We start from the raw sequence: 17,335 nt of genomic DNA, 5'->3' as shown, positions 1-17,335 counted from the left end.
CCCCTGAGTTTTGGAAGAAAGACGAGTCTGATCCGCTGCCGTCAGTCGCCGTCAGTTGTCGTCAGGCGGCGGCCGACCAGAAGATGAGAAGCAGGATCTGGCCCGTGATGATGCGCAGGAACATGGCGAGCGGGTAGACCGTGGAGTAGGCAACGGCGGAGCTGTTCTTTTCCGAGAGCGTCGCCGCATAGGCGAGGGTCGGCGGATCCGTCGTCGCGCCCGCCATCATGCCGACGATCGAGTGGTAGTTGATGCGGAAGATCTTCCGTGCGGCCCAGCCGACGATGAGAAGCGGCACCATCGTGATGATGACGCCGAAGAACATGTAGAGGAAGCCGTTGCCGGAAATGAAGGCGTCCGCAAAGCCGCCGCCCGCAGCGAGACCCACGCTCGCGAGGAAGAAGGCGATCCCGAGCTCTCTGAGCATCAGGCTCGCGGAGTTGGTCGTATAGGTTGCGAGCTTGAGCGACGGCCCGTAGCGGCCGAGGAGAATCGCAACAACGAGGGGACCGCCCGCGAGACCGAGCTTCACCGGAACGGGAACGCCCGGAATGGCGATCGGCAGAATGCCGGCGAGAATGCCGAGCGCGATGCCGACGAAGATCGAGATGATGTTCGGGTGGTCGAGCTTGCCCTGCTGGTTCCCGACGCGCGAGGAGAAGCGCGCAATCGCGCGCTCCGGCCCCACGATCTTGAGGCGGTCGCCCAATTGGAGATGAAGGCTCCGGTACGGAAAGACTTCCATCCCTGCGCGGTAGATGCGGGTGATGTTGAGGCCGTCGTAGTGAGAGAGGTGAAGGTCCTTCACGCGGAGGCCGTTAACCGCAGGATCCGTCACGATGACGGTTTCCGCATGAACGGGAGAGTGCGGCATTGCGAGGTCGACGTCGTTCACTTCCTTCCCGAAGAAGGCAACGATGCCGTCCTTGTTCTCGCTCTGGGAAACGACGCGCAGGATGTCGCCCGTCTTCACCTGAGTCTGAGGCCCCGGGCTCGTGATTTCGTCCGAATCGGCAATCTTCCTTCGCGAGCAGACGAAGGGGCGGCCGATGAATTTGCGGATGGATTCGAGGGTCTGGCCGTTGAGGAAGGCGTTAACCACCTCAACGTGAAAGCAGATCGGCGCATCGCTCTTGTCGGCTTCGTCCGCCTCCCAGGCCTTGTCCTCGTCGGCAAGGTTGATGCGAAAGAGGACGCGGATGAGAATCGCCGAGAGGATGATGCCGACGACGCCCAGGGGATAAGCGCAGGCATAGGCGACGGCAATGTCCTCGCCCTTGTAGCCCATGACGGCGAGCGCCTCCTGCGTTGCGCCGAGACCCGGGGTATTGGTGACCGCGCCATAGTGGACGCCCAGGAACGCAGGGAGGTCGATCGAGCCCCCGAAAAATGCCCAGAGAAGGAGCGTCACGAGGATCGAGAGAAAGATCGCGGCGACGGTGAGGCCGTTCATCACGATGCCGCCCGAACGGAAGCTCGAGAAGAACGAGGGACCGACCTGAAGGCCGATGAAGAAGATGAAGAGAATGAGGCCGAAGTCGCGCAGGAACCCGAGCACATGGGGTTCGATCGCGATGCCGAAGTGACCGACGGCAAGGCCGACGAAGAGAACGAACGTGACGCCTAATGACACGCCGAATATCCGGATGCGGCCGAGCGCAAGTCCGAGGGAAATGACAAAGGCGTAGACGAGCAGAATGTGCGCGATTGAAGACGGCGACGTCAGCGCGGATTCCATGGGTATTCCTTTAGGGTGCGATGAAGCCGCGGGGGAAGCGGATGGGGGAACCTCGCCGGGCGGTGTCAGTATTTTTTATTGTCGGAAGTCTTCTGCCATAGGGCGAAGAAGTCCTTTTATAAAAGGATGAAGTTTAGGGAAGAATGCGGAAAAATCTTTCCTCAAAAGCCCGCGGCTTGAATTCGGTTAAGAAGGAAAGCCGATATTTACGGTGGCTGGGCGCAGACGGCTGTCTTTATGCGCCGTCCGGAAAGTCATGGAGCGACTCGGGAGGCTGACGATTCGCCGATGATCTCGGCTGCAGTCGCATCGACCGACTTCACCGTAATGATCCGTTCGGCGAGGTCCCGGTAGATCGGGGCTCGTTCTTCATAGAGCGCTTCAACGCCCCGGGCCTGCGGGATGGGGCGGTTGTAGGTGGAGAGCTTCGAGAGCGGCCGCTGCATCCAGTAGAAGGTGCCGTTCAGCGCGAGCAGCATGCGGTTTCTCGGTTTCAGGCACGCGCCGCCGCCCGTGGAAATCACGAGGCCGTGCTGGCCGGCAAGCGCTTCAATGACTTCCGTTTCGTGGAGACGGAAGAATTCCTCCCCGTCCTCGCGGTAGATCCGCTGGGAGGACTTTCCGACCCGGTGCTCAACGAGCGTGTCGATGTCGACGAATTCGCGCATCAGTCGGGCGGCGACTACCTTTCCGACCGTGGTCTTGCCGCACCCGGGCATGCCGATCAGGACGATGTTCGAGGCGTCGCGCCGGATGTCGGCAAGGATAGAGCGTGCGGCAGGGAAGGGAAGCGTGCGGCCGGTGAAGCATTCGGTGGCTTCCCGCGCCTCAATGACGCGAAGACCCAGCGTGCTTCGGGCGTGAAGGCCGAGCCTCAGCGCATTCCAGACGAGCCGCGTGCGGATGGGGTCGTCGACGAGGTCGAGAACGGCCGCGAGGGATGGGAAAAGCTTGAGCACTCCGGGCGACTCGATCGGCATGGCCTCCAGATCGGGGGCCTTCCCGAAGGAGGACGCATTGATGAGAAGCGTCGTGTCGGAAATCCCGGGAAGATGAGCGACGTCCTCGGCCGAGAGCGGCCTCGCGATGGCTTTGAGGACGATCCCCGGTGCGCCGAGATAGGTGAGGAGGTTACCGAGTCCCGCCGCAATGGGGGCAGGCTCCGGATCCGTCAGAATGAGCGCCCGGCAGTCCCTGATTTCAACCCCGAGGGAAGGAAGAAGCCTCGAGAGGCCCGTTCCCAGCGTAAAGTCGCCCGAGATCGTGCCGTCTCCCTCGCGCAGAAGGAGATTCACGCGCCTTGCGGCACGCGCTTCCTGCGTGAGATGGCCGCAGATGGAGGCCGCGAGCTCCTGGTACGGGTCTTCAACGCAGACGCCGTCCCAGCGACCGAGCGAAAGAAATTTCGCGGCATCGGAGGGCGTGAGGTGCAGGGTTTCGGCTCCCGAAACTCCGAACTTCATGAGAAGCGCGTCCCCTTCGGGGGCAGCGAGCGATGCTCTTCGACCCGAGAGCCAGCAATAGCGCGGGTCGTCGCCCGGAGCTCCGCAAAGGAGTTCCGGCGTGAGTTCTGAGAACTCGGGCGCTGCCGTGCATTGGTTTTCGGGGAAAAGCATGACTGAAATAAGGTTTATCGGGGAGCTTCAGGGAGAGGCTTAGAGAGGAGCGGAAGCTCATTTGAGTTGAAAGCCTCGTCGCGAATACGCATTTTCCTACTAAAGTGGCATAAATGGGAGATGGAAAATAGGTCTTGAAGCAAAATATTTGTGCGGTCAGGCGGACGACCGAAGCTGAGGCTCATGACGGAAAGACCGGCTTCTCCGCGTCGGGAGAAACCGGTCTGTGGACGGAACGTGAAGCTGTTTTTGAAAAGCTTCAGGCTTCTGCTTTCGGCGTTTTCCGCTTTGTTCGCCGGCGTCGATGCTGCCGGATGGATGCTTTTGCCTCTTCGGGAACAACGTCGGGAGGCGCTGCGGGGGCTTCCGCACCGAGGGGCTTCTCATCGCGTTGAGCCGCTTTCCCGGGCGCTTCCGCTTTCTTCCTCCTTCTCTTCTTTTTGCGGGGCGCAGGCATCGGCGCTTCCAGAATGGCCTTGGCGGCTTCCTCCGTCTTCTCCGGATCCGCATTTGCCTCACCGGCAGCTTCGGGAGCGCGCTTTTCCTCTTCCGGTTCGGGTTCGCGCTTTACATTGAAGCGCAGCCACGACCAGAGCTCGTCCGGCGCATAGCCGCCGTAGGCCGAGACCATCTGAATTACGGCAGGACTCGGCGAGTTCTCCGGCGTCGCCGTTCCGGGAAGGTCGAGAAGCTTCGCGAGATCGAGCGTCGTGCCGTTGAACCAGACGTAGAACCCGGTGTAGTTGGGAAGCGTGTAGCGATTCCTCGGATCGGGAATGGCGCGGGCGATAAGCCTCCCGAGGCGGCGCGGATGCTCAAGTGCGACGATGAGGAAGACGGGCATCTGGAGATTCCTTCGAAATGGGACAAACCCAATCAACAGCATCCTATTTTAGGTAGCTCATGAGACGTAGCGCCCGCGAGTAAACGCTGAGAGCTCGAGAAACTTTCGCTCTCCGGCCCGAAATGATGCAAAATCGCGGCATCAGAAATTCAGACCTCAACAATAATGAACAGAACACAGCTTGCCGGGATTCTTTCCCAGACAACTTTTTCTGACGAAGACATCGTTCAGCTCCTCGGCCTCACGGACCCCGAGGACTGCCGGATGCTGAAGGACGAAGCCTTTCGCCGCACGACGGAGCTGATGGGCCCCTATGTCTATTACCGCGGCCTGATTGAGCTCTCCAACATCTGCACGGCCAACTGCCGCTACTGCGGCATCAGGAAGGCCAATCACGCCGTGAAGCGCTACACCATGACGAAGGAGGAGATTGTCGAGCAGGCAGTCTGGGCCGCGCGTCAGGGCTACGGCTCCGTCTGCCTCCAGTCAGGCGAGCGGCATGATGAGAAGTTCATCGAATTCATCTGCGAGTGCCTGCGCGAAATCCATCAGCAGACGAAGAGCCCGCTCCTGCCGAACGGCGTCGGCGTGACGCTCTCCCTCGGCGACCAGACCGAGGAGGTCTACCGCCGCTGGGCCAAAGCCTGCGGGAATCCGGATTCGATCCGCTATCTCGCGCGCTTTGAAACCTCGAACCCCGAGCTCTTTCACATGCTTCATTCGACCCCGGGGACGAATGAGAAGAATCTCGAGCACCGCTTCGAGTGCCTGAGGGCTCTGAGGCGCGCGGGCTACCAGGTTGGCACCGGCGTCATGATCGGCATCCCGGGGCAGACGCTTAAAGACCTCTGCCGCGACATCCGCACCTTCCAGAAGCTCGACGTCGACATGATCGGGATGGGCCCCTATCTGCGAAGCGAAGGAAACGACCTTGAGGCCTTGGGACAAATGGAGCCAAAGGCCCTCATGCAGCTCGCCCTCAACATGATTGCCGTCACGCGCCTCGTCCTTGGCCCCGTCAACATTGCCGCCGCAACGGCGCTTCAGGCCATTCGCGACGACGGTCGTGAGCTCGGCATCGAATATGGCTGCAACGTCGTGATGCCGAACCTTTCGCCCCAGCGCTTCAGAAAGGGCTACCAGCTCTACGACAACAAGCCCTGTCTCGAGGACGAACCCACGCACTGCGCGTCGTGCCTCGAGAGCCGCATTCAGAGCCGCGGCCGCGAGGTCGGCTGGAACATGAGCGGAAGCTCCCGCAGGTACCTGAGGCGCGTGGGCCGCCCCAACGAAGTGAAGCCCGAACGCGACTTCATGCCGGACGGCAGACGCCTCATCCGCTTGAAGGCCGGCACCGTCAAATAAGCATGAGGGCGAGGATGAGGACGGGGAGGATGATCACGAGGCCGAGGGTTGATGCCCCGATGGCCTCGGACGCAAATTCCTCGTCCGCCCCGTAGCTCTTCGCGAGCACGGCCACGACGGAGGAAACGGGAAGCGCGGCCGATGCAACGAACACCTGCCGCATGATGGGCTCCATGTCGAAGAACCCCGTCACGATGTACATGACGACGGGCCGCAAAATGAAGCAGGAAGCGAGAATGAGCCAGATCTCGCGCGGGAGGTGCTTCAATTTCCCGAACCCGAGCGACTCAATCGTCATGCCGATGAAGATGAGGGCAAGCGGCGACGTGATCTGGCCGATGACCTTGGCAGTGCCCGAAACGAACTGCGGGATGGGGAGAGCCAGGAGCACCACCAGGACGCCCGCCATGAAGGCGAGGAGCGGCGGCGAAAAGAGCATCCGGATCGAGTGAAGCGAAATGAGCTTCGGCTTCTGGTGATGCGCGCGCGACACGCCGTCCAACTGAATGTTGTAGAGACCTATCGTCCAGATGTAGAGGCAGTTCGCGAAGAAATAGACGAGAAGATAGGGGATGCCGACGTCGCCGAAGAGCGCCATCGTCATCGGAACGCCCACAAAGAGAACCGTCGAGGACGTGAAGCATGCAATGAAGATCCCGTGCCATTCCTTTCTCACGAATCCCATGCGCACGAGGAGAACCGACACCGCCCAGTTGATCGCGACCGTGATGAAGGGAATGAAGCCCATCTCAAGAACCCGCAGAAGCTCGCTCTGCGTGAACTTTCCCGTGATGGAATAAAAGAGGAAGCAGGGAATTGAAAAATTGACGAGCTTCGCAACGAAGCCGCGCTGCCTCACGTCAAGGAACCCGCGCCAGGCCAGCCAGAAGCCGAAGCCGCCGACAAAAAGGAGGACGAGCGTATTGGAGAGCGAACTCAGAATGGCGGAGAGCATGGGAGCCTCGGAGAAGTTGAGTGCTTTTGAAGAAAGTGTACGACGGGAGAAATGCCTCCGGCATCGGGACGGGTAGAATCCCGGATGACTTGAAAAGAAAGAAGAATCATGTCGGGCACTTCTCTTCGGCTCTTCTCTGCCGGAACTCCGGATTCCCCCGCGCTGCGGAGCGGGTCTCGAATCTATGTGGATAAAACGAGGCTCATCTTTGATCTCTGCGCCTGCGGCGGCATGGTTCTCTTTACGCGTCCGCCTCGTTTCGGAAAGTCGCTTCTCGTCTCGACGATTGAGTCGCTCTTTCGCTTCGGTCTGAGAGATTTTCAGGGCCTTGCCATTGAAGCGCTCTGGCGCGACAAAACCTATGAGGTCGTCCGGCTCGACTTTTCCGTACTGCAAGGCTTGGAATCGGAAGACGCCTTTGAGACGGCGCTTCACCGCCTCATCCGGGCAAAATTTGCCGCAGCGGGTTTCCGCTTTTCTTCTGTGGACGCCGGCATATCGTTCTTCGACCAATTCGGAGAATGGCTCGGCGGTCTCGAGCCCGGGTCGCTCGTTCTACTTGTGGACGACTTTGATGCTCCGCTCGTTTCTCTCCTGGATGACCGGGCGCTTTTTGAGTCGGCGGGGAATCTCCTGAGCCGCTTCTACTCCGTACTGAAGGCGAATGAAGGAAGGCTCCGCTTCTTCCTCATGACAGGCACCGCCAACTTCCGGGGAAGCAGCCTTTTTTCGGAATTGAACTGCGTCACCGACATCAGTCTCGATGCCCGGTTCGGCGCTTTGCTCGGCTTCACGGACGAAGAGCTTGAAGCCTGTTTTGATCCCGAACTGAAGCGAGCGGAATCTGCGCTGGGCTTATCCCGCCGGGAACTCTTCCGTCTGCTCGAGGCCCATTACGGCGGGTTTTCCTTTGATCGACGGGCGAAGACTAAGGTCTTCTCTCCTGCGTCCATCCTTGAGTTTCTCGCCAGGCCCGAAGCGGACTTCCGTAATTATTGGCTTGAGAGTTCCGGGACGCCTTTGGTTCTCCAAAAGTATGCGGATGCGAAGAGGCTTCGCTTGCCGGAGGATTTGACCGGAGAAATCGCGGTTGAAACCGGGACGCTTGCGTCTCCTTTTCACTATGACGACGCTTCTTCTTACGTGCTCCTCACACAGGCGGGCTGCCTCACGATCCGTCGGGAGCTCATCCCGGGCATTGTGGAACTCTGCGTGCCCAACCGGGAGGCTTCCGGCATTATTGCTGACTTCTGTACCTGCAGCTGCTGAGCATCAAAGCGGCAGCGCGTTCCTGGCAATCATTCGGATCGCCGGGCGATCGGGCTTCATCGTGTGCGTGAGCGGGAGCTTCTCGGTCGCAATGAGGCGCTTGGGGTTCTCATAGCGATCGAGGGCGTTTCTTACCGCCTCGAGATCCACGTCATCGGGCTTCCCTTCAACCACTAGCACTACCTCGTCGCCGTAGAGGTGGCTCGGGCAGGAGCTGATGGCGAAGGGAACCTTGATTACTTTTTTGAGCTTCGCTTCAATCTCTTCGATCTGGAGCTTGATTGCGCCCGAATTGATGACGTTGTCGAGCCTTCCCCGGACGGTAAAGGAGCCGTCAGGGTTGATGCGCGCGATGTCGTTAGTGACGAGCGGGCGCGGAGAGACGGCAGGCGCATGAATGACGAGCGTGCCCTTGGGCGAGAGCGAAATCGCCACTCCGGGAAGCGGCCGGTAGCCGGCTTCACGTTCGGGCCCGTTCAAGCGCCGAAGCGCAATGTGGGAGAGCGTCTCCGTCATGCCGTAGGTCGAATAGACGCGGCCCCTGACGGACTGGAGCTTTCCGAAAAGAAGATCGTCGACCGCGCCGCCGCCGATGAGGATGTTTCCGGAATTTGAAAACACTTCAGCGGACTTCGGATCCGCAAGGATCGAGGTCGCCTGCATGGGCGTCACGGCAACGAGATCGATGGGATCCGTGATGGACTCGAAGGGATTCCGCGAGGGCGTCACGGGAATGAGATCAAGGCCGCACTCGACGGAGCGCACGACCACCATCTTGCCCGCGATGTAGCTCATCGGCATGGCAAGAAGGTTCGTGTCGCCGGGCTTCAATCCAAGATAGCCGATCGTCATGCGGGCGCTCGCGCGCATGCGCGCTTTCTCAGCCTGAAAAGCCTTGGGCGTTCCGGTCGAGCCTGAGGTGTGAACCGTTACGGTCTGGCTCTGATCAAGAAACGCCTCAAGAAAGCGGGCGATGTCGACGTCAAACCCCTGAGGATTCTCCCCGAGCGCCTTCGCGAGTCTCGGGCCGGGGGCGGTCCCCCGGCGCTGAAATTCGCTCAAAGGTATGTTCTCGCCGCGAATGCGGATGGTGTCTGACGGCATGACGATGGAGCTCTCTAATCAATTGTGGGGGGAATCAGGGGTTTGAAGGATCCGTGTTGAACTTGAACTGCGGCGCGCGCTTCTCAAGGAACGCGCGGCCCCCTTCCTGCGCTTCATCGGTCATGTAGTAGAGCATCGTGCAGTCGCCCGCGAGCTCCTGGATGCCCGCCTGGCCGTCGAGCTCGGCGTTGAGGCCCGCTTTGATCATGCGGATCGCAAGGGCGCTGTGCTGCATCATGGTCTTGGCCCAGTCGACGACTTCATCCTCGAGCTTGTCGAACGGGACAACCTTGTTGACGAGGCCCATTTCGAGGGCTTCCTGCGCGGAATACTTGCGGCACATGAACCAGATTTCGCGAGCCTTCTTCTGACCCACGCAGCGGGCGAGGTAGCTCGCGCCGAAGCCGGCGTCAAAGGAGCCGACGCGCGGACCCGTCTGGCCGAAGATTGCGTTTTCGCTCGCAATCGAAAGGTCGCAGACCACCTGAAGCACGTGGCCGCCGCCGATCGCAAAGCCGTTCACCATGGCGATCACGGGCTTCGGAAGCGAGCGGATCTGCTTCTGCACGTCGAGCACGTTGAGGCGCGGCACACCCGTCGGATCGATGTAGCCGCCGATACCCTTCACGTGCATGTCGCCGCCCGAGCAGAAAGCCTTGTCGCCGGCACCCGTGAGAACGACAACGCGGATGTCGTTTCTCTGGCGGCAGATCGTGAGGGCTTCGGACATCTGAGCAACCGTCACAGGCGTAAAGGCATTGCGCACCTGAGGACGGTTGATCGTGATGCGGGCGATGCCCTCAAAGAAGTCAAAGAGAATGTCCGAGTATTCCTTGATCGGCTCCCAGCGTCGTTCCATTTTGCTTGGTCCTTGAGTGGCGCGCCGGGCGAAGGGCTTTTAGAGCCGCTGCTCCCGTTAGCGCAGGCGTGAATAAAAAGATTTGCTGTCCGGAAAGAAAAGAACCCCGGATAAAAATACGGTCCGCTTCTTCTCAGAACAGAAACGAACCGTATATTAGCGGGCGCGCGGGCTTTCGGCCATTGCCGGCCGTTTGCCTCCGGGGCCTCAGAGCGGATGATGGCAGGCGCAGTAGCGCGTCGTCTCTGCTCCCGAAGCCTCACTCCCCGGAACAATATCAATTCCCTTGAACTGGGGCGGCGTTGTCCGGCAGATTTCGGTTGCCCTCGGGCAGCGCGGATGGAAGGCGCAGCCCGACGGCGGGTTGAGCGGGCTCGGAACCTCGCCCTGGACGGGCGTTCTCGCCTTCCCGGTTTCCTTGAGATGCGGAATGGCGTCGAGAAGCATCCGGGAATAGGGGTGCTTCGGATTCTGGAAAAGGTCGTCGCGGCTCGCGAGCTCAACGAGCTTTCCTAAATACATCACGCCTACGCGGTCGCTCATGTGATGAACGACGGCGAGGTTGTGCGAAATGAAGAGATAGGTGATTCCGAACTCGAGCTGAAGCTCCTTCATGAGGTTCAAAACCTGGGCCTGCACCGAGACGTCAAGCGCTGAGGTCGGTTCGTCGCAGATGAGGAACTCGGGCCGTGCGGCAAGAGCGCGCGCAATCGAAATTCTCTGGCGCTGCCCGCCCGAGAACTGATGCGGGAACTTCGCAAGCGCCGATTCAGGGAGGCGCACGAGTTCAGCGGACTCCCGCACGCGCTTTTCCACCGCATCCTTCGTCCAGTCGGGGTGGAGCGTTTCGAGGGGTTCGGCAATGATGTCCGCGATCCGCATGCGCGGGTTGAGGCTCGCGTACGGGTCCTGGAAGATCATGTTGAGGCGGCCGGCAATGTCTCGCTCGAAGTCGGGGCTCCCGGAAGCTTTTTCGACGAACCCTTCGAAATCGATGCTTCCCGCGGTGGGCTTGTAGAGCCCCGCGAGAAGGCGCGCGAGGGTGGATTTGCCGCAGCCCGATTCGCCGACAAGCGCGAGCGTTTCTCCGCGCCTCACGCCGAAGGAAACGCCGCTCACGGCCTTCACTTCCTGCCTGGGGAGCCTTGAGATCAGGCGCGTGAGGAAGGGAGCGGAAACATCAAACGTGCAGGAGAGGTCCTTCAGCCCCAGGATCGGCTTTGCGGTCTTGAGATCCTCCTCGCGCTTTTCGGCCTCCTTCCCGAGGTCGCGGCGCTTCGGGTGGAAGCGGACGAGCGAATCCGGAACGGCGTTCCCCGTCGGGGATGCAAGCCAGCAGGCGGCGTCCGACGTTCCCATGGGGGCGAGCGGCGGCCGGCATTCGCGGCACTTCTCCATTGCCGCACGGCAGCGCGGATGGAAGGGGCACCCCTTCGGCCGGTCGGCAAGGTCGGGCATGGAGCCTTCGATCTGCTCGAGCCAGAGGCCGGGCGCATTGATGTCGGGAATCGAGCCCATGAGCCCTTTGGTATAAGGATGCTGCGGACGGGAAATGACGTCGGCGACTTTCCCGATTTCGACGATTTCGCCCGAATAGAGCACGGCAACGCGGTCGGCGGTTTCGGCAATCACGCCCATGTCGTGCGTGATGAGCATGATGCTCGCGCCATGTTCGTGCGCGAGGCGCTTCAGGAGCGAAATGATCTGCGCCTGAATCGACACGTCGAGCGCCGTTGTCGGCTCGTCGGCAATGATGAGTTTCGGATCCGCGGAGAGCGCGAGCGCAATTACGACGCGCTGGCGCATGCCGCCCGAAAACTGGTGCGGGTACTGTTCCGCACGGACCTCGGGCGAGGGAATCCCGGTTTCGCGAAGAAGTTCAATTGCGCGTGCTTTGGCTTGAGCGCGCGTCATCTCCGGGCGATGGGCCCGGATGGTTTCAACGAGCTGGTCGCCCACCTTCATGAGGGGGTCGAGCGACGTGAGCGGATCCTGGAAGATCGCTCCGATCGACTTCCCGCGCAGACGCTCGCGATCGCTCTCGGGGAGGTTGTCGATGCGCCGGCCTTCGAGCCAGAGTTCGCCGGAAGTGATCCTTGCGCCCGTCGGGAGGAGCCCGATCAGGGCCTGTCCGGTCATGGATTTGCCGGCCCCCGATTCGCCAACCATGCCGAGAATTTCGCCTTCGGCAATGGAAAAGTCGACGCCGTCGAGCGCCCGGAGGGTCTTGCCGCGGGTGGTGATTTCAACCGTGAGGTTTTTGACCTCCAGAATGGGGGTCTTCCGCGAGGTGCTGCTCAATTCAGTCATTTCTGAGCCTCTCTATTACTGCTGAAGCGTCGGATTGAACGCATCGCGGAGCCAGTCGCCCACGAGGTTGACGGAAAGAATGAGCGCAACGAGCGCCGCGCCCGGGAAGATCGTGATCCACCATTCGCCTGAGAAGAGGAAGTCGCTCCCGATGCGGATGAGCGTTCCGAGGGAAGGCGTCGTCGGCGGAACGCCGACCCCGAGGAAGGAGAGCGTCGCTTCCGTCAGAATCGCCGTCGCAACGTGAAGGGTTCCGAGCACAAAGACGGGACCGAGGACGTTGGGAAGAATGTGGCGGTAGAGGATGACGCGGGGCTTCACGCCGATCACGCGGGCGGAAAGGACGTATTCGCGGCCGCGCTCGACGAGGGTCATGCCGCGCACCGTCCTCGCATAGGGCACCCAGCCCGAGAGCGTGATGGCGGCGATGAGAACGACGTAGGGGAGAAGCGTATGTTCGCCCGCGGGAAGCGCCGCGCGAAGAATGCCGTCAATGAGGAGCGCGAGGAGAATCGCCGGGAAGGAAAGCATGATGTCGCAGACGCGCATGATGAGGCTTTCAATCCACCCGCCCGCAAAGCCAGCAAGGAGGCCGAGCGAGACGCCCAGGAGAATCGAAAGGGCAACCGCAATCACGCTGATCGTGAGCGAGAGCCTCATGCCGTAAAGCATTGCAGACCAGAGATCGCGCCCCTGGTCGTCGGTCCCGAAGAGAAACATCGGATCTCCCGATTCGGTCCAGGAGGGCGGGAGGTTCGCGAAGGAAATGTCGATCGACGCGAGGTCGAATGGGTTCTGCGTCGAAAAAATCGGCGCGCCGACGGCAAGCACAACGAGCAGAATTCCCGCCGCGAGCGCGATCTGAGCCGTGAGCGAATTCTTGAGCGACCACCAGACCGGAGAGTCTGAAAGCCGCGCGAGGAAGGTTTTGTCTTTCTGTGCAGTCATGACGAAGTGTCTTTTTGTTTTCTTTTTCCCAAAGTCCTTAAAGGCGGTCAGCCGCGGCGGGCCTGAGCCTTGAGGCGCGGATCCACCATTGCGCAGAGACCGTCAACGGCGAGGTTGATGATCACAAAGAAGAGCGCCATGAGGCAGAGGTAGGCCGTAAGGACCGGAATGTCCGCAAACTGCACGGACTGGAGGAACAAAAGCCCCATGCCGGGCCACTGGAAGACGGTTTCGGTAACGATCGAGAAGGCGATGAGGCCTCCGAGCTGCAGGCCCGTGATGGTGATGACGGGCAGGAGCGTATTTTTGAGCGCATGGCCGAGGTAGACCGTACGGTTCGAGAGACCGCGCGCACGGGCGAATTTGATGAAGTCCTGGCGGATCACTTCAAGCATCTCCGCGCGCACGAGCCTCACAATGAGGGCGAGCTGAAAGATCGCAAGCGTTGCCGCGGGAAGAATGAGGTGCTTCAGGCCATCGGCCGTGAGGAGCCCCGTCGTCCACCAGCCGAGAGACACGGTTTCACCGCGCCCGAAGGACGGGAGCCAGTCGACCTCAACGCTGAAGAGCAGGATGAGGAGAATGCCGATCAGAAAGGTCGGAAGCGACATGCCGAGAACGGACGCGCCCATGATGAGCTGAGACGACCACTTTTTGGGATGGACGGCCGCCCAGACGCCTGCGGGAATGCCGAGGATGAGGGCAATGAGGAGCGCCGCAAAGGCAAGCTCCATCGTGGCGGGAAGGCGATCCGCGAACAGGGACGCCACGGGCGCAGCCTGCCGGAGCGACAGCCCGAAGTCGCCGTGGACGGCATTCTGAAGGAACTTCAGAAACTGCATCCAGCCCGGCTGATCGAGACCGAGCGCAGCGGCAAGTCTGGCGCGGTCCTCAGGGGTCGCATCCATCGGGAGCATCTGAGCGACCGGATCGCCGATGAACTGAAAGAGCACGAAGGCGATGGCGGCGACGGCAAGAAGCACCACAAGGGCTTCGAGAAGCCTTCGCAGAAGAAAAGCTGGCATTTGGAGATCCGTTTTTCGGGCGCTTTGTTTGTCTTTTTGCGCCCGCGTTGGGGAAAAGAAGCGGAGTGCACCATCCTGATGCAGTGCCCCGATTCTCGCTCCCCATTTTGCCTTGACGCGGATGAAGCTGAGACGGAGAAAGTACCGAGAAGGCTCCCGGCTGGATCAGACCGAAGAAGAATCTTCCTGTCTGTGGCGCAAATGCGGCGGAAGAAAAGTGCGCGAACCGCGATTATTGAGCCTCGCGAGCGGCTTCGCGAAGGCGTTCGATGGAAACGAGATTCACAACGCCGCGCGCCGTGGCAATCGCGCCCGCACTTCGCAGGATTGTCATTGCCCGCACAAGGCTTGCGCGGTCGATGCCGAGAAGTTCGGCGAGTTCCGTCTGCGTCACGCGGAGTTCTTCATCGCGCCCGAGCTGAGCCTCCGGCGCATTCTCAAAGAGGAGCAGAAGAACGGCCGCCAAAGCTGAGACCGTTTTCGCAAACGTGAGGCTGCTCGATGTAAAGAGCAGGAGATTTACGTATCTGGAGTAAAAGTCGATGGTAGCAACCGCGAAGTCAGGGTTCCGGCGGATGGCCGAGAGGATCTCGTTGTTCGTGAATTCAAGCGCCCCGACATCGGTGACGGCTTCCGCCGTAATCGCATTTTCAAGTTCGAACTGCTCGGAATGCACGACCGGATACATGGTCCCGGGCCCGTGCCACGAGTTGGTTCGCCGGTCGCGCTTCCCTTCGACGGCGGAGCGAACGAGCCCGGAATCAATATAGAAAACAGCGCTGAAGGGTTCGCCCGGACGCCAGAGGAATTCTCCGCGTCGAAAACGCCTCACGCGCGGGGCGAGCCCGAGAAGGAAAGGCCGGAACGGCGCGAAATCCTGTGAAAAGAAAAATCTTGGAAGCAGCATGGCTTCCATTCTTGCATGGAGACCCCAAAAATGAAAAAAGTCAGAATCACGATCCTCAAAACGACCTTTGACGAGGAACTTGCGAAGGAGTTCGGCATGATCGGTCTCGGACCTTGTCCGCTGATGAAGGCCGGGCAGGTGTTCTACGCCGACTATGCGAGGCCGGAAGGCTTCTGCGACGAAGCCTGGAAGGCGATCTACCAGTACGTCTTCGCGCTCGCGCACGGCGCGGGCGAAAACCTCTTCTACTACGGCGACTGGATCCGGAAGCCCGGCGTCGCGATCGTCTCCTGCAATGACGGCCTGAGGCCCGTCATCATGAAGCTCGAGACCACGGACATCCCGTCTGAGCCGCCCAGGCCGGCGGGAACCCGTCAGAAGACCATCGAATTCAGAAAATAAGTCTGAAGCAAAGTCGCGCTCTGCCTTCCAAACGCCGTCAGACGTTTGAAACATAAGAAAACCGGCGCTGGTTCGGAGTCTGAACCAGCGCCGGTCGGCAGAGATTGGAAAATCCCGGATTACTTCAGGTCAAAGGCCTTTTCGAGGCTCACAGGCATCGCCTGGTAGCCGAGCGAGCTCTTGATCTTGATTTCAACGGAGGGTTCCTTGGCACCCCACTTGAATTCGTTGATGATCGGGTTCGGGGCCTTGGTGTTGAATTCCTTCATGATGAGGCTTGCCGTGGCGGAGTAGACCATCACGGAGTCCTTGTCGGTCTGGTATTCAACAAGCGACGTGATCGGGCTGTACCACTCGAAGCCGCGTTCCTTGCCGTATTCCCAGATCTGCTGGACCGTCATCTTGTTCTGGTCGATCTTGTAGATCACGGCACGGGAGTACTTCATGTCGGGGAGCGGCGGCTGCTCCCTGCCGCGGGCGTCGCCGGTGTCGAAGACGGAGAGATAGAAGACGTTCTTGTCGGACTTCGAGTCGATGCGCCAGCCGGTGTGCTGGGTCCACGTCCAGTCAAAGCCACCTTCGCACTTGCTCCCTTCGCACTTGATCTTGTTGCCGTTCGCGTCAACGGGGGTCAGGACCTTCTTCGCGAGCTCGCCTCTCCAGCCTTCGGGCGAAGCAAGAATCCACTTCACCTGCTTGTCGCGGCCGATCTTGATGACGGCGGACTGATGGCGCGAGGAGATGATGATCGAGTCGTCGCTCGGGTCGTAGTCGACGGAGTTGACGTGCGCCCAGTTGCGGCCCGGACCAACGCCCGCGATGTCGCCGAACTGGTCGTTCTTGTCCATGGCGGCGAGTTCAGCAGCCGAAAGGGTATGGCCGGACTTCGTGGCGTCGATGTTGAGGCAGACCGCGCCCTGGTCCATCGCCTTGATCACGTTGTCGCGATAGGGGTCGAGGATGTCGTAGAGGCGGAAATCGTCCACCACCTGGCCGTTCTGATCGACTTCAGCGATGACGTCGCGGACGGTGTGGACGCGCTTGCCGTCAGGACGACGATAGTCGGCATTCGAAACGCGAAGGAAGAGGTGGCCGTTCTGGGCGGGGTCGAGCGCGTGCGAGAAGTCGGCGTAGCCGTCGGGGAGGCGGCGGTTGAAGATTTCGCGGCCCATGAGGTCGTACTTCGCATAGCGCTGGCCGTAGCCGAACGTGAAGGCGCCGTCGGGGTTCTGATGGAAGCCCATCATGATGCCGGAGCGGTAGATGGTTTCCGGGTCATAGATGGGTTCGACATGCATGTACCAGCGGACTTCGCCCTTCGTGTCGAGAATGGCGTTCTGCGGGTAGTAGTTCCATTCCAGTGCGCCGCCGGTGGGGTTGTTCCAGACCACGCGGCCCTGCTTCGGAGCGGTCGAGAGGAAGTTGTTGATGAGATAGAGGCGGTCCTTGAATTCAGGATCGACCTTCACGACCTCGGTCTCGAACATGTTGTGGTGCTGAGCCATCGAGCCGTTCACCGGGGTGTAGACCGCCGGGGCGTACATCGTGTAGACCTCTTTCTCAACGCGCGTTTCCTTGCCGTTGTAGATGTAGGTGTAGCTCACCTCGACCTTGTTGTTGTAGTCGGGGTAGAGGCCGAACACCGGAATGCCGGCATAGGTGCGAAGAGCCTTGTTGCTCACCTTGTAGGCGATTTCCTGGCCGCCCGCCTTCGGGACGATGCGCACGGAAGCGTCCTTGAGCTCATAACCGCCGTTCTTGATGATGGCCGTAAGCGGTGCGATCTTGTAGGGGTTGACGACGATTTCGCCGATCTTGCCAGGAGCAACGTACTGCACGGCAGGGCCGGAGCCGCCGCCGCCCGCCATGACGGCAGTCGGAAGGCTGAAGCCCGCGACGAGGGCGAGCGAAATGGCAACCGGCGTAAGCTTGGACGAGAAGGACATCAGAGAATTCTCCTTTCAACTCAATGTGGAATAGTCGCTAAACTCAT

The 17,335-nt window shown here is 60.5% G+C and carries 14 protein-coding genes; 3 read left to right on the top strand and 11 right to left on the bottom strand.

The features are described 5' to 3' along the window. Nucleotides 1-61: 61 nt before the first annotated feature. The 3 genes from Q0106_RS05660 to Q0106_RS05650 form a co-directional block, all read right to left on the bottom strand. Entirely contained in the window at nucleotides 62-1,738 is a 1,677-nt protein-coding gene (locus tag Q0106_RS05660) for a putative transporter (RefSeq protein WP_297610075.1), read from the bottom strand. A 254-nt stretch (nucleotides 1,739-1,992) separates the two neighbouring features. Next, nucleotides 1,993-3,354 carry a shikimate kinase gene (locus Q0106_RS05655; RefSeq protein ID WP_297610072.1) on the bottom strand — a complete coding sequence of 454 codons (1,362 nt, stop codon included), beginning with the start codon at nucleotides 3,352-3,354 and terminating at the stop codon, nucleotides 1,993-1,995. A gap of 259 nt (nucleotides 3,355-3,613) precedes the next feature. Then, a complete protein-coding gene (locus Q0106_RS05650) occupies nucleotides 3,614-4,198 on the bottom strand; it encodes a hypothetical protein (protein WP_297610070.1) in 585 nt (194 codons plus the stop codon). Nucleotides 4,199-4,363: 165 nt separating this feature from the next. Between Q0106_RS05650 and hydE the strand changes: the two genes are divergently transcribed. Further along, the gene (gene hydE, locus Q0106_RS05645) at nucleotides 4,364-5,563 is read left to right on the top strand and encodes a [FeFe] hydrogenase H-cluster radical SAM maturase HydE (protein WP_297610067.1); all 1,200 of its coding nucleotides are present in this window, start codon (nucleotides 4,364-4,366) and stop codon (nucleotides 5,561-5,563) included. Here the strand turns inward: hydE and Q0106_RS05640 are convergent. Then, a complete protein-coding gene (locus tag Q0106_RS05640) occupies nucleotides 5,556-6,518 on the bottom strand; it encodes an AEC family transporter (RefSeq protein ID WP_297610064.1) in 963 nt (320 codons plus the stop codon). The two genes, hydE and Q0106_RS05640, sit on opposite strands and share 8 nt — an antisense overlap. A gap of 108 nt (nucleotides 6,519-6,626) precedes the next feature. On the opposite strand from Q0106_RS05640, the gene Q0106_RS05635 reads away from it, so the two are divergent. Further along, nucleotides 6,627-7,787, top strand: coding sequence for an AAA family ATPase (locus Q0106_RS05635; protein ID WP_297610061.1), 1,161 nt, complete (start codon nucleotides 6,627-6,629; stop codon nucleotides 7,785-7,787). A gap of 3 nt (nucleotides 7,788-7,790) precedes the next feature. Here the strand turns inward: Q0106_RS05635 and Q0106_RS05630 are convergent, their stop codons facing one another. The 6 genes from Q0106_RS05630 to Q0106_RS05605 all read right to left on the bottom strand — a co-directional run bounded on the left by Q0106_RS05630 (nucleotide 7,791) and on the right by Q0106_RS05605 (nucleotide 14,865). Next, nucleotides 7,791-8,891, bottom strand: a complete 1,101-nt coding sequence (locus Q0106_RS05630; protein ID WP_297610058.1) for an AMP-binding protein — start codon at nucleotides 8,889-8,891, stop codon at nucleotides 7,791-7,793. Between the two features lie 34 nt (nucleotides 8,892-8,925). Then, nucleotides 8,926-9,750, bottom strand: coding sequence for a 1,4-dihydroxy-2-naphthoyl-CoA synthase (gene menB, locus Q0106_RS05625; protein ID WP_139687141.1), 825 nt, complete (start codon nucleotides 9,748-9,750; stop codon nucleotides 8,926-8,928). Between the two features lie 207 nt (nucleotides 9,751-9,957). Then, nucleotides 9,958-12,060 carry a dipeptide ABC transporter ATP-binding protein gene (locus Q0106_RS05620; protein WP_297610055.1) on the bottom strand — a complete coding sequence of 701 codons (2,103 nt, stop codon included), beginning with the start codon at nucleotides 12,058-12,060 and terminating at the stop codon, nucleotides 9,958-9,960. A 15-nt stretch (nucleotides 12,061-12,075) separates the two neighbouring features. After that, entirely contained in the window at nucleotides 12,076-13,008 is a 933-nt protein-coding gene (locus Q0106_RS05615) for an ABC transporter permease (protein WP_297610052.1), read from the bottom strand. A 47-nt stretch (nucleotides 13,009-13,055) separates the two neighbouring features. Beyond that, nucleotides 13,056-14,033, bottom strand: a complete 978-nt coding sequence (locus Q0106_RS05610) for an ABC transporter permease (RefSeq protein WP_297610049.1) — start codon at nucleotides 14,031-14,033, stop codon at nucleotides 13,056-13,058. Between the two features lie 232 nt (nucleotides 14,034-14,265). Continuing rightward, on the bottom strand, nucleotides 14,266-14,865 hold the full coding sequence (locus Q0106_RS05605) for a Crp/Fnr family transcriptional regulator (protein ID WP_297610046.1): 600 nt from the start codon (nucleotides 14,863-14,865) through the stop codon (nucleotides 14,266-14,268). 105 nt (nucleotides 14,866-14,970) lie between these two features. Here Q0106_RS05605 and Q0106_RS05600 point away from each other — a divergent pair, with 105 nt between their 5' ends. Then, a complete protein-coding gene (locus Q0106_RS05600; RefSeq protein ID WP_297610043.1) occupies nucleotides 14,971-15,342 on the top strand; it encodes a TIGR04076 family protein in 372 nt (123 codons plus the stop codon). A 119-nt stretch (nucleotides 15,343-15,461) separates the two neighbouring features. Here Q0106_RS05600 and Q0106_RS05595 read toward each other — a convergent pair whose 3' ends face one another. Beyond that, nucleotides 15,462-17,288 (bottom strand): aryl-sulfate sulfotransferase, encoded by a 1,827-nt coding sequence (locus Q0106_RS05595; RefSeq protein ID WP_297610040.1) that lies wholly within the window; start codon nucleotides 17,286-17,288, stop codon nucleotides 15,462-15,464. Nucleotides 17,289-17,335: the final 47 nt, after the last annotated feature.

Source organism: uncultured Sutterella sp. (genome assembly GCF_937923675.1).
Classification (GTDB): domain Bacteria; phylum Pseudomonadota; class Gammaproteobacteria; order Burkholderiales; family Burkholderiaceae_F; genus Sutterella.
This window is presented reverse-complemented; position numbering and strand designations above follow the sequence as displayed.